Source organism: Streptomyces sp. SID3343 (assembly GCF_009865215.1).
Classification (GTDB): domain Bacteria; phylum Actinomycetota; class Actinomycetes; order Streptomycetales; family Streptomycetaceae; genus Embleya.
In genome coordinates this window covers 22,959-36,632 of the sequence record NZ_WWJX01000143.1, presented here as the reverse complement: position 1 = coordinate 36,632, position 13,674 = coordinate 22,959, and the positions used below count along the sequence as shown (strand labels likewise).

Below are 13,674 nucleotides of genomic sequence, written 5' to 3'. Positions count from 1 at the left end.
TCTGCTCGGGGCCCACGAGCGGCACCTCGCGCTGCCGCGTGCCGTTCAGGCCGGGATAGCCCTTCGTGTCGGCGGTCCGCAGCACCCGTTCCCGGGTCGCGCTGTCCACCCCGCCGGAGCGAGTGACCTGGAACGGGCCCGCCGGCTGCGCGGCCCCGCCCTTCGGCGGCGCGGCGGCCGGCTTGAGCCAGCGGTCGAACCACTCGCGGATCCGGTCGCGCACCATCGACGTCTGCGGCGTGCCGCCGTCGTGGCCGCCCGCGGTCCACATCACCTCGACCGGCGCACCGTTGCGGGCGACGGAGGCCGCCGTACGGTCGGCCTGATCGAGCGGGAACAGCGAGTCGTTCTGCCCCTGGACCAGCAACGTCGGCACCGCGATCCGGTCCGACACCGAGGCCGGACTCGCCCTGCGCAACAGTTCCACGGCCTGCGGCGTGGATTTGCCCGTCACCGCGACCCGGCGGTAGATCGCGCACACCTCGTCGGTGAACCGCCCGCAGCCGGTGCTCGCGTCCGCCGGTGCGAGCGTGCCCAACGGGCTCGTTCCCGACGAGAAGAACAACCCGGCCCACATCTTCTTGAACACACCCTCGTTCGGCCCGCCGCCCGCCGCGTTCGGCAACAGCGAGTCCGCGAGGTCGTTCCAGGTGATCTGCGGCGCGATGGCGTCCACTCGCGGGTCGTAGGCCGCGGTGAGCAGCGACAGTGCCCCGCCGTAGGACGCGCCAGCGACCCCCACCCGCGGGTCGCCGGGCGCGTCCAGCCGCACCTCGGGCCGGCCCGCGAGCCAGTCGATCAGGGCGCGCGCGTCGGCCACCTCGTAATCCGGTTGGTCGAGCGCGATCCGCCCTTGTGAACTGCCGAATCCGCGCGCCGAGTACGTCAACACCACATAGCCCGAACGGGCCAGCGCCTCCGCGTCGCGCCGCAACTCGGCCTTGCTGCCGCCGAATCCGTGCGCGAGCAGCACCGCGGGCGCGGGCCCGTGCCCGCCCGGCGGTACGAACAGGGTCGTATCGAGGGCGATCCGGGCGGGATCGTTCGGCCCGGCGGCGACCTCGATCCGCTGATCGCTGCCCGGTACGGGCGATTCCGTGTCGCCTCCGGCGAGCGCGCCGACCCCGAGCACCACGCCCAGCAACACGACGAGGGCCAGGATCCCGGCGACGACACGGGATCTGCGGGTCGTCAGCCGCGAACGGGCAACGGCGAAGGGGCGGCCGAGTGCCGTCCGGAGACTCATGGCCCGACCCTACGTGGTGGAACCCGGCGCTCCGGAGAGGCGTCCCCCGCCGGCACCGCGGACGCTGCTCGGGGCCCCCGCAGACGCCCCTCGTCACACGACCGGATGCGGCGGGCGGGTTTGGCCGGGCCGCCTACGGAGGACATCCGTAGAGTCGATCGCGGAGGTCAATTGTGCGGCTTGCCCTTTTCATCACGTGCTTCAACGACACGCTCTTCCCGGAAACGGGGAAGTCCGTGGTCCGTGTGCTGCGTCGTCTGGGACACGAGGTGGAGTTCCCCTACGGCCAGGTGTGCTGCGGGCAGATGCACTTCAACTCCGGCTATCGCCGGGACGCGGTACCGCTCGTGCGCTCGTTCGTGGACGCGTTCGAGGACTTCGACGCGGTGATCGTGCCGTCCGGCTCGTGCACGTCGATGGTGCGCGACCACCACGCGACGGTGGCCCGCCGGGCGGGCGGCGCGCTCGTGGACGGCGTCGCGCGAACGGCCCCCAAGGTGTACGAGTTCAGCGAGTTCCTCGTCGACGTGCTCGGTGTGACCGACGTCGGCGCGTACTTCCCGCACAGCGTCGCCTACCACCCCACCTGCCACTCGTTGCGGCTGCTGCGGGTGGGCGATCGACCCACCCGGCTCCTGCGCGCGGTGCGCGGCCTGACCCTGGTGGACCTGCCACGCGCCGACGAGTGCTGCGGGTTCGGCGGCACGTTCGCGGTCAAGAACACCGAGACGTCGGTCGCGATGGGCACCGACAAGGTGACCGCGACGCTCGAATCGGGCGCGCAGGTCCTGTGCGCGGGCGACAACTCGTGCCTGACCCACATCGGCGGCCTGATCTCGCGGCAGCACGCCGGCGTACGGGTGTTGCACCTCGCCGACATCCTTGCCTCCAGCGGAGCACTGTCCGACGTGGCGCCGTATCCGTCGAGCTTGACGTCGGAACACGCACGAGTGTTCGGGACCGAGCCCGCACCCCAGCCGCCGGGCGGCACCGCGCCCGGCCTCGGCACCGGCTTCGACCTCCTCTCGGGCCTGGTGCCGGGATCGGCATACGGATCGGGACCGGGATACGGATCGGGATCGGAGGCGACGTCATGACCACATCCGTACGCAGGGAACCCACGTTCGTAGGGATGCCGCCGTTCCCCGAGGCCGCGCACAAGGAGCTCGCGAACGGCGTCCAGCGCGCCAACCTGCGCAAGGCCACCCACACGATCCGCGCCAAGCGCGAGGCCGTGGTCGAGGAACTGCCCGACTGGGAACTGCTGCGCCGCGCCGGCGAGGCGATCAAGGACGACGTGCTCGCCCGCCTGCCCGAACTCCTCGAACGCCTGGAGGCGTCGGTGCGCGCGGCCGGCGGCATCGTGCACTGGGCCCGCGACGCGGACGAGGCGAACGCGATCGTGGTCGCCGTCGCGCGGGCCAAGGGCGTCGACGAGGTGATCAAGGTCAAGTCGATGGTCACCGAGGAGATCGAGCTCAACAATGCGCTGGCCGACGCCGGCATCCACGCGTGGGAGACCGATCTCGCGCAGCTCATCGTGCAGCTCGGCGAGGACCTCCCGTCGCACATCCTGGTCCCGGCGATCCACCGCAACCGCGCCCAGATCCGGGAGATCTTCCTGCGCGAGATGGGCAGGTTCGGTCGCCCCGCGCCCGCGCACATGAGCGACGAACCCGCGGCGCTCGCCGCCGCCGCGCGCCGGCATTTGCGGGAGAAGTTCCTGCGCGCCGAAGTCGCGGTCTCCGGCGGCAACTTCGCGATCGCCGACACCGGCACGGTGTGCGTCGTGGAGTCGGAGGGCAACGGGCGCATGTGCCTGACCCTGCCCAAGACGCTGATCACCGTGCTCGGTGTGGAGAAACTGTTGCCCACGTGGAGCGACCTGGAGGTCTTCCTCCAGTTGCTGCCCCGCAGTTCGACGGGCGAGCGGATGAACCCGTACACCTCGATGTGGACCGGCGTGACCCCCGGCGACGGACCGCAGGAGTTCCACCTGATCCTGCTCGACAACGGCCGCTCCGACGTACTGTCCGATCCGACGGGCCGGCAGGCACTGCGCTGCATCAGATGCTCGGCATGCCTGAACGTGTGCCCGGTGTACGAACGCACCGGCGGGCACGCCTACGGCTCGGTGTATCCGGGTCCCATCGGCGCGATCCTCACCCCGCAGCTGCGCGGCATCGCCAAGCACCCCGTGGACGCGCAGACCGCGTCGTTGCCGTTCGCGTCCTCGCTGTGCGGCGCGTGCTTCGACGCGTGCCCGGTACGCATCGACATCCCCGACGTGTTGCTGCATCTGCGGGCCCAGGTGGTGGACGGCGGACGCGGGCCGCACGACCGGGCCGAGGCGGCCGGCATGAAGGCCGTCCAGTGGGCCTTCGAGAAGCCGTGGCGAATCGGCCTCGCCCAGCACGTCGCCGGGATGGGCTCGCGGTTCGCCAGGCACGGCGTGATCGGCCGACTGCCCCTACCCGAGAAGTTGCTGCCCAGGAAGGTCACCGGCCCGCTCGGCGAGTGGTTCACCGACCGCGACGCGCCCGCGCCGCCGCCGGAGTCCTTCCGGTCCTGGTACAAGCGCACCGACGGCGGCACGGAGGCATGACGATGCAGCCCGACGAGTTCGACCGCGACGCCCGCACGGTGGTCCTGGACCGCCTGCGCACCGCCCTCGACGACCGACCCAAGCCGGCCCCGGTGCGCCGGACCTACCGCCGCGAGCGTCCCGCGGGTCTGGACGTCGCCGGCCGCTTCGCGGAGCGCGTCGCCGACTACGAGGCCACCGTGCTGCACGTGGACGACGCGCGCGACCTGCTCCGGGGTACGAACGAACTGCTGCGCGCCGCCGGCGTCACCCGGCTGGTGGTGCCGCCCGGAAGGCGGCTCGACTGGCTCACCCGGGTCGGCGCCGAACTCGTCGTGGACTCCCCCGCGCTGACCCAGGAGGAAATCGGCGAGATCGACGCGGTGGCCACGGGCTGCGCGCTGGCGATCGCCGAGACCGGCACGATCGTCCTGGACACCGGGCCCGACCAGGGCCGCCGCGTGCTGACCCTGCTGCCCGACTACCACCTGTGTGTCGTGCGCGTGGACCAGATCGTGGGGACGGTCCCGGAGGCGGTCGCCCGGCTCGACCCGCGACGCCCGCAGACGTGGATCTCCGGTCCGTCGGCGACCAGCGACATCGAACTGGAGCGGGTGGAGGGCGTGCACGGCCCGCGCACGCTGCACGTGGTGGTCATCGGATAGCCCGGCAGGTGGGTGATTGGGTAGGTGCCTCTCGGGAAGAGGCCGAGCCGACGCACGGTTGTTCCCGAGGAGCACTACAGGAGAGGGCGCAACGATGTCCGAGGCAACGACCGGCGAATTTCGGATCGAACACGACTCGATGGGCGAGGTACGCGTCCCCGCCGACGCCAAGTGGCGGGCCCAGACCCAACGCGCCGTGGAGAACTTCCCGATTTCGGGGCAGCGACTCGAAACGGCCCACGTGGAGGCGCTGGCCCGGGTCAAGGGCGCCGCCGCTCGCGTCAACGCCGAACTGGGCGTGCTCGACAAGGACACGGCCGAGGCGATCGAGCAGGCCGCGGCCGATGTCGTGCGGGGCCGCAGAGCCGACCAGTTCCCGGTGGACGTGTTCCAGACCGGCTCGGGCACGTCCTCCAACATGAACATGAACGAGGTGCTCGCCACGCTCGCGAGCGAGCGCCTGGGGCGCGACGTGCACCCCAACGATCACGTCAACGCGTCCCAGTCGTCCAACGACGTGTTTCCCTCGTCGATCCACATCGCCGCCGCCCTCGCGGTCACCCATCACCTGATTCCCTCGCTCGACCACCTGGCGTCGAGCCTGGAGAGCAAGGCTGTCGAGTTCGCCGACGTGGTCAAGTCCGGGCGCACCCACCTGATGGACGCGACCCCGGTGACCCTCGGTCAGGAGTTCGGCGGCTACGCGGCGCAGGTGCGCTACGGCGTCGAGCGTCTGCAGTCGACGCTCCCCCGGGTGGTCGAACTCCCGCTCGGCGGAACGGCCGTGGGCACCGGGATCAACACCCCGCCGGGTTTCTCGGCGCGCGTGATCGCCGAGATCGCCGCCGAGACCGGGCTCCCGTTCACCGAGGCCCGCGACCACTTCGAGGCGCAGGGAGCGCGTGACGCGCTGGTCGAACTGTCGGGCCAGCTGCGTACGATCGCCGTCGGGCTCAACAAGATCGTCAACGACCTGCGCTGGATGGGTTCGGGCCCGCGTACCGGCCTCGCCGAGATCCGTCTGCCGGACCTCCAGCCGGGCAGTTCGATCATGCCGGGCAAGGTCAACCCGGTGATCCCCGAGGCGGTCGCTCAGGTCGTCGCGCAGGTGATCGGCAACGACGCGGCGGTGGCCTTCGGCGGCGCCGCGGGCAACTTCGAACTCAACGTCATGCTCCCGGTGATCGCGCGCAACCTGCTCGAATCGATCCGGCTGCTCGGCAACGTCACACGCGTGCTCGCGGATCGCACGATCGGCGGCATCGAGGCCGATGTCGAGCGGATGCGCGAATACGCCGAGTCCTCGCCGTCGGTGGTCACGCCGCTGAACCGCTTCCTGGGGTACGAAGAGGCCGCGAAGATCGCCAAGCAGTCGCTGGCCGAGCGCAAGACGATCCGGCAGGTCGTCCTGGAGCGCGGTCACGTCGAGGCGGGCCGGCTCACCGAGGCCGAACTCGACACGGCGCTCGATGTCCTGGGCATGACCCGTCCGTGAAGATCCATCGCCTGAGCATGGCCCACCCGTAACATGACCCACGGTCAGGTGTCACGGGCACTGGGTAAACCAAGGTCATGTCCAATATCTTGCGTATGCACGAGCACTTCGAAGACCCACGGTCGGCAGCCGGCACCTGGTCCCCCGGCGACCAGGTGCTCTGGCGCTATCTGCGAAACGAACAGGTTCTGGACTGCCGTCCGGTGACCGTGGTTCGCGACGAACCCGACCAACTCGCGGTGTGGCTCGCGGGGGGCACGTCCAGGGTCAAGCCCATGTTGCCCGACGGATCCGATATCCGGACCGCGCCGATCGAGCGCAGATTCCGGCTCGGCCGGATCCCCTCGATCGTGGAGTGGACCGGGACCGGGGTGCTGATGCTCGCCCGCCCGGGCGAACCGTGGTCGGTGTGGCTGTTCTGGCAGCCGAACTGGCGCTTCTCCGGTTGGTACGTCAACCTCGAACGTCCGCGCGCGCGTTGGTCGGGCGGCGTGGACACCGAGGACCACGTGCTCGACGTGTGGGTCACCCCCGATCGCCGGTGGGAGTACAAGGACGAGGACGAACTCGCCGCGTCCCGCGAGGCGGGCCGGCTCACCGACGAACAGGTCGCGGCGATCGAGGCCGAGGGGCGCGAGGCGGTCGAGGCGATCCGGGCGTGGGGCGCGCCGTTCGACGGGGGTTGGGAGAACTGGCGCCCGGACCCCGCGTGGCCGCTGCCCCAACTCCCGGACAACTGGGCGGACAACGTGCGCAGCGCGTAGCGACGCGGCACACCCGGGCCCGACTTCGGTCGGGCCCGACCCGTGTCCGGGGGCGGGACCGAGAGCCGACGGTCCGGGATCGGGATCGGGATCCGGGTTCGGTGCAACCCTTTCGGAACTTCGCCGCTCTGAGAGAGGTGACACCAAGGGGGAGGCCGGATGCCGACTACCGGGCAACGAGACTTCGAGGAGTACGCGAGAGCACGCCAACACCGGCTCTACCGAACCGCGTACCTGCTCTGTGGCGACGCCGACCGCGCGCAGGACCTCACCCAGACCACGCTCGCCAAGCTGTTCCAGCACTGGAAGCGGGCGAGCCGCGCGGACAACCTCGACGCGTACGCCAAGACCGTGCTCAGCCGTACCTTCCTGGCCGAACAGCGCGGCCGTCGGCGAGAACGCGGCGCATTCGAAGTCGACGACACACCCACGTTCGTCGACCACCACAGCGATCTGCGGCTCACCCTGCTCGCGGCGCTGGCCACACTGCCGCCCAAGCCCCGGGTCATGGTCATCCTGCGCTACTGGGAGGACCTGAGCGTGGAGCACGTCGCCGCGCTCATGCGCTGCAGTCCGGGCAACGTGAAGAGCCAGTGCGCGCGTTCGATGGCCAAACTCCGCGCCGAACTCGGCGAACTCCACCTGTACGCGACCGAGAGTTGAGGGATCGTCATGCCGCAGGGCTATCGAGACGAACAGGACTTCAGGGCGGTCCTGGACCGGGCCGTCGACGAGTTGCCGCCGCTGCGAGACCTCGTGCCGGGCGCGGTACGCGAGGGACGCCGCCGACGGCTGCGTTCGCGCGCGGTCGTGGGCGCGGTGCTGGTGGGAACGGTGGCGGCCGTTGCCGCTCCTACGGTATTGCTGCCGAGGATGTTGGCGACCGACTCGGCGCCCGCAGGGACCACGTGGACTCCCGACATGCCGCTCCGGCCGTCCAATTGGCCTACCGACCGGTCGTTGGCGGCCCCGACGACGGCATATCCGGTCACCACCTGGACTCCGCTGGAGGAAGGTTCCGACGACCAACCGACCAGGTCCGACGTCGAGTTCCAGTACGCGTACAAGCAAAAGGTCGCGGACGTGCTGGTGAAGCTGCTACCACCGGAGATGGGCCGGATGCAGGTTCCGAACATCGACCCGGCGCACTTCGAGCTGACATCGGAGCGTGGCACGTACACCGTCATGTTCGACGTCCGGCCGCTCCCTCCCGTGGCTGCGGATCCGGGCTCGACGAAGGTGCCCGAGAGCGTGGTGCCCCGCAAGGCGTCCGGCAACCTGGCGTGCACCGACACTCGGGTGTACCAGCCGCCGGCCGGCCAGTGCGCGGACGGGAAAATGCCCGACGGCACCGTGTTCAGCGTGCGCAACATCGGCAGCGCGTCGTGGGACCAACCGACCCCGCGAGACCCTTGGATCGACCTGCAGCGTTCCCCCTACGCGCTCTTCGACTACAAGGACGTGCAAATCATGTTGATCGTCAGCGCGGACGGCGACAAGAAGCGCAATCCACCGATGTCCGTGGAGCAGGTGGCGAGGATGCTCACCGACCCGAGCCTGCTCCAGGTGATCGAATTCCGGCGCACCCACCACGTGCCCGGATAGGCCCGCACGCCGTCACTCCACCACCCGCACCGGCAGCCCGCCGACCGCGCGCCGCAAGGCCACCGCGAGTTCGGCGAACTCCTCGCCGCGCCCCGTGCTGGACCGCATCGTCAGGCCGATGCGCCGGTACGGGGCCGGCGCCGCGAACCGGGACACCGCGAGCTGCGATCCGGGGCGGGTCTCCACGTCGATCGCGGTCTGCGGCAACAGCGTGACGCCCAGTCCGCCCGCGACCAGTTGCACCAGCGTCGGCAGGCTCGCCGCGCGGGTGGCCCCCGCCTCGCCCACGCCGACCTCGCGGCACACGTCGAGGGCTTGGTCGCGCAGGCAGTGCCCCTCGTCCAGGAGCAGTACGTCAAGCCCGCGCAGCGCCGAGCGCGGCACGTCCTCGCGCCCGGCCAGCGGGTGGCCTTCGGGCACGATCAGGGTGAAGTCCTCTTCGTAGAGCGGGATTTCCTCGACGCCGCCGATGCCCGAGGGCAGCGCGAGCAGCAGCAGGTCCAGCCGCCCGCTGGTGAGTCCGTCCAGGAGCGAGCCGGTCTGCTCCTCGTGGACGTAGAGCTGGAGTTCGGGGTACTCCTCGCGCGCCAGGCGCAGCAGCGCGGGCAGGACGTAGGGCGCGACCGTGGGGATCACCCCGAGGTGCAGCGGCCCGGTGAACGGCCGGCGCGCGGACTCGGCCTCGTCGACCAGGTCGGCGAGCGCGTCGAGCACCCGGCGGGTGTGCCGGGCGACCCGCTCGCCGGCGGGGGTGAGCAGGACCCGGCGGGTGGTCCGCTCGACCAGGTGGGTACCGAGCGCTTCCTCCAGGGCCGCGATCGCCCCGGACAGCGCGGGCTGGCTGGTGCCGACGGCTGCGGCGGCGTCCCGGAAGTGCAGGTAGTCGGCGACTGCGGCAAACGCTCTGAGCTGCGACAACGTGGGCGTGCGAGTACTGATGGAAACCACCTGACGAGTGTTCACGTGCGGTCCGAGCCCCTCCGAGCCCCTACCCGCTCAACGATAGCCGGCAGGTCGGCTGTCGGGCGCGACCGACTACGGTCCGCAATCGATCACGGCTGTCGTCGGAACGCGACGGGCCGCCTTCGGTGGCTGCGCGGCCCGTCGGGCGGCCCGTCGGCGAGCCGGCGCCGTACGGGGAATTCGGGATCCGAGCCCGCTGCGCGTATGCTCCTCGGCGCCCTCCGCGTGCGATGCGATCGGCTGATCGTATGGATTGACCTGGTCTCCGATACGACACGCACTGATAGGCGGTGGCGATCAATGATCGCGGCATTGCTTATTTCATCTATCAATTTCCCTGTGGCATCGTGATCAACGTACGTCCGACCGGGAAGGTGAACCTGCCCTCCCGGCCCCCGCACGGAGGAGACGCAGTGCTTACTGTCGGTAACCAGTTCCCCGAGTACGACCTCACCGGCGTTGTTTCGCTGGAGGCCGACAAGGCGTTCGAGCAGATCACGAACAAGTCGTACGACGGCAAGTGGCGCGTGGTGTTCTTCTGGCCGAAGGACTTCACCTTCGTATGTCCGACCGAGATCGCCGCGTTCGGCCGTCTCAACGACGACTTCGCCGACCGTGACGCGCAGCTGCTCGGCGTGTCCGTGGACTCCGAGTTCGTGCACCTGGCCTGGCGCAAGGACCACCCGGACCTGACCGACCTGCCGTTCCCGATGCTGTCGGACCTCAAGCGCGAGCTGTCCTCGGCCGCCGGCGTGCTCAACGCCGACGGTGTCGCGGACCGCGCGGTCTTCATCATCGACCCGAACAACGAGATCCAGTTCGTCATGGTCACCGCCGGCTCGGTGGGCCGCAACCCCGACGAGGTCCTGCGTGTCCTCGACGCGCTGCAGACCGACGAACTGTGCCCCTGCAACTGGCAGAAGGGTGGCGACACCCTGGACGCCGCCGCGCTGATGGACGCCTGAGCATGGGACTCGACGTCCTGAAGGCCGACCTCCCCGAGTACGCCAAGGACCTCAAGCTCAACCTGGGCTCGGTCGTGGGCAACTCCAAGCTCGCCGAACAGACGCTCTGGGGCACGGTGCTCGCGTGCGCCATCGCCGCGCGCAGCCCCAAGGTTTTGGCCCAGCTGGAGCCGGAAGCCAAGACGCACCTGTCGGACGAGGCGTTCACCGCCGCCAAGGCCGCTGCCGCGATCATGGCGATGAACAACATCTACTACCGGTCCATGCACCTCATCGGCGACCCGGAATACGGCAACCTCCGGGCCGGTCTGCGGATGAACGTGATGGCCAACCCGGGCGCCCCCAAGGCCGACTTCGAACTGTGGTCGCTCGCCGTCTCGGCGATCAACGGCTGCGGTCGGTGCCTGGAGTCGCACGAGCAGGTCCTGCGCAAGGAGGGCGTGCCGCGCGAGACGATCCAGGAGGCGATCAAGATCGCCGCCGTGATCCACGCGGTCGGCGTGACCCTGGAGACCGAGGGCTGAGCACGGCCTGACGTCGCGTCACACCCGCTACACCCACGAAGGCCCGTCCCGTTCGGGGCGGGCCTTCGGTGCGCCCCGCGCAGCGGCGCAGCGGTCGCCCTCAGCGCCGGGCGCCCATCCCCGCCAGGACCACCTCGCGATACAGCCCCACCGCGTCGCGTACGCCCATGCCGCGGTAGATGCGGCTGCCTGTGGAGATCGCCGTCCGCAGCACCCGCTGGGTGAAGACCGGATCCAGGTCCGGATGGAAGTCGCCCGCGCGGATGCCCGCCGCCAGTGACCGGGTCCACGTGTCGGAGACCTTCGCGCGCTGGATCCGCAGCCGGCCGCACGGGAGTTCGTCGCCCCGTATCTCGTTTATCGCCAACACCGTGGAGACCCCGTGCCGGGCGTGCGCCTCCACGGTCCGCCCGATCAGACCCGACAGCCGCTCCACCGGCTCCGGTTGCCCGACGGCGTCCTTGTCGAACGCGGTGCGCAGGTCGCCCAGGAAGTCGTTGAGCAGGTCGGCGAGCAGCTGTTCCTTCGATCCGATGTGGTGCGCGAGGCTGCCCACCGGGACCCGGGCCAGATCGGCGATCCGGCGCACCGTGGTCCCCGCGTAGCCGTCCTGCTCGAACAACAGGTTCGACGCGATCCGGATCCGCGTCCGCGCGTCGGTCTCGCTCGAAACGCGCGCCATCCGCCGCCGGGCCTCCACCCGCGCGTCCTCGTCCGGGCCGACCGGGCGCAGGGTGGGGGACGTGTAACGCGCGGGGCCGAGCAGATTGCAGATCTGCCGCGACGCGTAGCGCCCGGGGACGACGACCCCGCGTACGAAGACGTCCACGAGCCGCCCGGCCGCCGCGTCGGTGTCGTAGGTCCCCTGCGGCCGGTACCACTGCGCCATCCCCCACACGGCCGACTGGAGCATCAGCGAGAGCAGTACCGGATGCAGGTCCCGGCGCAGGCTGCCCTCCTCGACCCCTCGCCGCAGGACGCGGCCCCACAGGCCGGACGCCTCGGCGGTGCGATCGGAGAGCCACACGAAGCCCTCGTTGCGCGAGAGGCGGCGCGATTCGCCGACCACCACGATCGCCGCGTCGGGGTTGTCGCCGATGGCGTCGAGGCTGTCGCGCAGCAGTCCGCGCAGCGTGGTGATCGGGTCGTGGTCGCGCGCGACGGTGGCTCGATGGCGGTTCATGATCTCGGTGAAGAACGCGTCCAGGACTTCCCGGAGCATCGCTTCCTTGGACGGGAAGTGGTGATACAGGCTGCCGGACAGCATGTCGGCGGCCTCCGCGATCTGGCGAACCGTCGTCGCGCCGTAGCCGCGTTCGGCGAACAACGCGCACGCGTGTCTGATGATCTCCGCGCGTCGATCCCCCCGGGGCCTGACGTGACGCTCCGCACCCGCTCGATCGCTGAACACTCGGCAAGCGTAGTACGCATGGGATTCCCATGCGGAAGCTCACGTTCCGCTAATCACCACCCGCCCACCGCGGCAGCCGGCGCCGGGGCGTCGCCCGGGCTTGACACCGGAACATCCTTGACTTAGTCATACACCTGGGGCAGGGTGGGCGGCAGGCTGGATCAACTCGTCGCCACACGTGGCCCGGCCGTCAGGACCGGGCCACCCATGACTCGCCAGGAGCTGTCCATGGGAAATCCCGTCATCGTCGAAGCCGTGCGCACCCCGATCGGCAAGCGCAACGGTTGGCTGGCCGGTCTACACCCCGTACAACTGCTTTCCGCCGCCCAGGTCGCGCTGATCGAGCGCGCCGGCATCGATCCCGAGCTGATCGACCAGGTCATCGGCGGCTGCGTCACCCAGGCGGGCGAGCAGTCCGGCGACATCGTCAAGCACGCATGGCTGTACGGCGGTCTGCCGCACCGCACCGGCGGCACCACGATCGACTGCCAGTGCGGCTCGGCCCAGCAGTCGGTCCACCTGATCGCGGGACTGATCGCGACGGGCGCCATCGATGCGGGAGTTGCATGCGGCATCGAGTCGATGAGCCGCAACCCGCTCGGGCACACCCAGAAGCCGGGCCAAAAGTCCAAGCCCGAGGACTGGGCGATCGACCTGCCCGACCAGTTCACCGCCGCCGAGCGGATCGCCCGCAACCGCGGCATCACCCGCGCCGACGTCGACGCGCTCGGCGTGCGCTCGCAGGCCAACGCCAAGCGCGCGTGGGACGAGGGGCGCTTCACGTCGCAGGTCGCGCCCGTCGAGGCGCCCGTGCTCGACGCCGAGGGCAACCCCACCGGCGAGACCCGCATGGTCGACCGCGACCAGGGCCTGCGCGAGACCACGATCGAGAGCCTGACCCGGCTCAAGCCGGTCGTACCCGACGGCATCCACACCGCCGGCAACTCGTCGCAGATCTCCGACGGCGCCGCGGCGCTGCTGATCATGGACGAGGACAAGGCCCGCGCACTGGGCCTGCGTCCGCGCGCGCGGATCGTCAGCCAGGCCCTCGTGGGCGCCGACCCGCACTACCACCTGGACGGCCCCAACGACGCGACCGAACGGCTGTTCGCGCGCTCGGGGATGTCGATGTCGGACATCGACCTGTTCGAGGTCAACGAGGCGTTCGCGTCCGTCGTGTTGTCGTGGGCCCAGGTGCAAAAGGCCGACCTGGACAAGGTCAACGTCAACGGCGGCGCGATCGCGCTCGGCCACCCGGTCGGCTCCACCGGCGCGCGCCTGCTGACCACCGCGCTCCACGAACTGGAGCGCACCGACAAGCAGTTCGCGCTCGTCACGATGTGCGCGGGCGGCGCCAACGCCTCGGGCACCATCATCGAGCGGATCTGACCCGACCGCGCCCGACGCGCGCCACGCGCGAACGAGCCCCGCTCGCCTTGCGGCAAGCGGGGC

The 13,674-nt window shown here is 70.4% G+C and carries 12 protein-coding genes and 1 pseudogene; 10 read left to right on the top strand and 3 right to left on the bottom strand.

What is annotated here, in order from left to right:
- Positions 1-1,246, bottom strand: a 1,246-nt coding sequence (locus tag GT354_RS04870; RefSeq protein ID WP_161354919.1) for an alpha/beta fold hydrolase, incomplete at its 3' end; no start/stop codon positions are given.
- A 173-nt stretch (positions 1,247-1,419) separates the two neighbouring features.
- On the opposite strand from GT354_RS04870, the pseudogene GT354_RS04865 reads away from it, so the two are divergent.
- From GT354_RS04865 to GT354_RS04835, 7 genes and pseudogenes are all read left to right on the top strand, one after another.
- Positions 1,420-2,142, top strand: a pseudogene (locus GT354_RS04865) ((Fe-S)-binding protein); the annotation flags it as partial.
- Positions 2,143-2,339: 197 nt separating this feature from the next.
- Entirely contained in the window at positions 2,340-3,851 is a 1,512-nt protein-coding gene (locus GT354_RS04860; RefSeq protein WP_161354917.1) for a lactate utilization protein B, read from the top strand.
- The gene (locus GT354_RS04855) at positions 3,848-4,495 is read left to right on the top strand and encodes an LUD domain-containing protein (protein WP_161354916.1); all 648 of its coding nucleotides are present in this window, start codon (positions 3,848-3,850) and stop codon (positions 4,493-4,495) included. Before GT354_RS04860 ends, GT354_RS04855 begins: the two co-directional genes overlap by 4 nt.
- Before the next feature lie 94 nt (positions 4,496-4,589).
- Positions 4,590-5,990, top strand: a complete 1,401-nt coding sequence (locus GT354_RS04850; RefSeq protein ID WP_161354915.1) for a class II fumarate hydratase — start codon at positions 4,590-4,592, stop codon at positions 5,988-5,990.
- 77 nt (positions 5,991-6,067) lie between these two features.
- Positions 6,068-6,754, top strand: coding sequence for a DUF402 domain-containing protein (locus tag GT354_RS04845; protein ID WP_237534372.1), 687 nt, complete (start codon positions 6,068-6,070; stop codon positions 6,752-6,754).
- A gap of 159 nt (positions 6,755-6,913) precedes the next feature.
- Positions 6,914-7,417: a SigE family RNA polymerase sigma factor gene (locus GT354_RS04840; RefSeq protein ID WP_161354914.1), complete on the top strand. Its 504-nt coding sequence runs from the start codon at positions 6,914-6,916 to the stop codon at positions 7,415-7,417.
- Between the two features lie 9 nt (positions 7,418-7,426).
- A complete protein-coding gene (locus GT354_RS04835; RefSeq protein WP_161354913.1) occupies positions 7,427-8,359 on the top strand; it encodes a hypothetical protein in 933 nt (310 codons plus the stop codon).
- 12 nt (positions 8,360-8,371) lie between these two features.
- Here the strand turns inward: GT354_RS04835 and GT354_RS04830 are convergent, their stop codons facing one another.
- Entirely contained in the window at positions 8,372-9,307 is a 936-nt protein-coding gene (locus GT354_RS04830) for a hydrogen peroxide-inducible genes activator (RefSeq protein ID WP_161354912.1), read from the bottom strand.
- 428 nt (positions 9,308-9,735) lie between these two features.
- Between GT354_RS04830 and GT354_RS04825 the strand changes: the two genes are divergently transcribed.
- A complete protein-coding gene (locus GT354_RS04825) occupies positions 9,736-10,287 on the top strand; it encodes a peroxiredoxin (protein ID WP_161354911.1) in 552 nt (183 codons plus the stop codon).
- A 2-nt stretch (positions 10,288-10,289) separates the two neighbouring features.
- Entirely contained in the window at positions 10,290-10,811 is a 522-nt protein-coding gene (locus tag GT354_RS04820) for a carboxymuconolactone decarboxylase family protein (protein ID WP_161354910.1), read from the top strand.
- Between the two features lie 100 nt (positions 10,812-10,911).
- Here the strand turns inward: GT354_RS04820 and GT354_RS56345 are convergent, their stop codons facing one another.
- Complete coding sequence (locus GT354_RS56345) at positions 10,912-12,222, bottom strand: TetR/AcrR family transcriptional regulator (RefSeq protein WP_161354909.1); 1,311 nt, start codon at positions 12,220-12,222, stop codon at positions 10,912-10,914.
- Between the two features lie 228 nt (positions 12,223-12,450).
- Between GT354_RS56345 and GT354_RS04810 the strand changes: the two genes are divergently transcribed.
- Positions 12,451-13,611: a steroid 3-ketoacyl-CoA thiolase gene (locus GT354_RS04810; RefSeq protein ID WP_161354908.1), complete on the top strand. Its 1,161-nt coding sequence runs from the start codon at positions 12,451-12,453 to the stop codon at positions 13,609-13,611.
- Positions 13,612-13,674 lie beyond the last annotated feature (63 nt).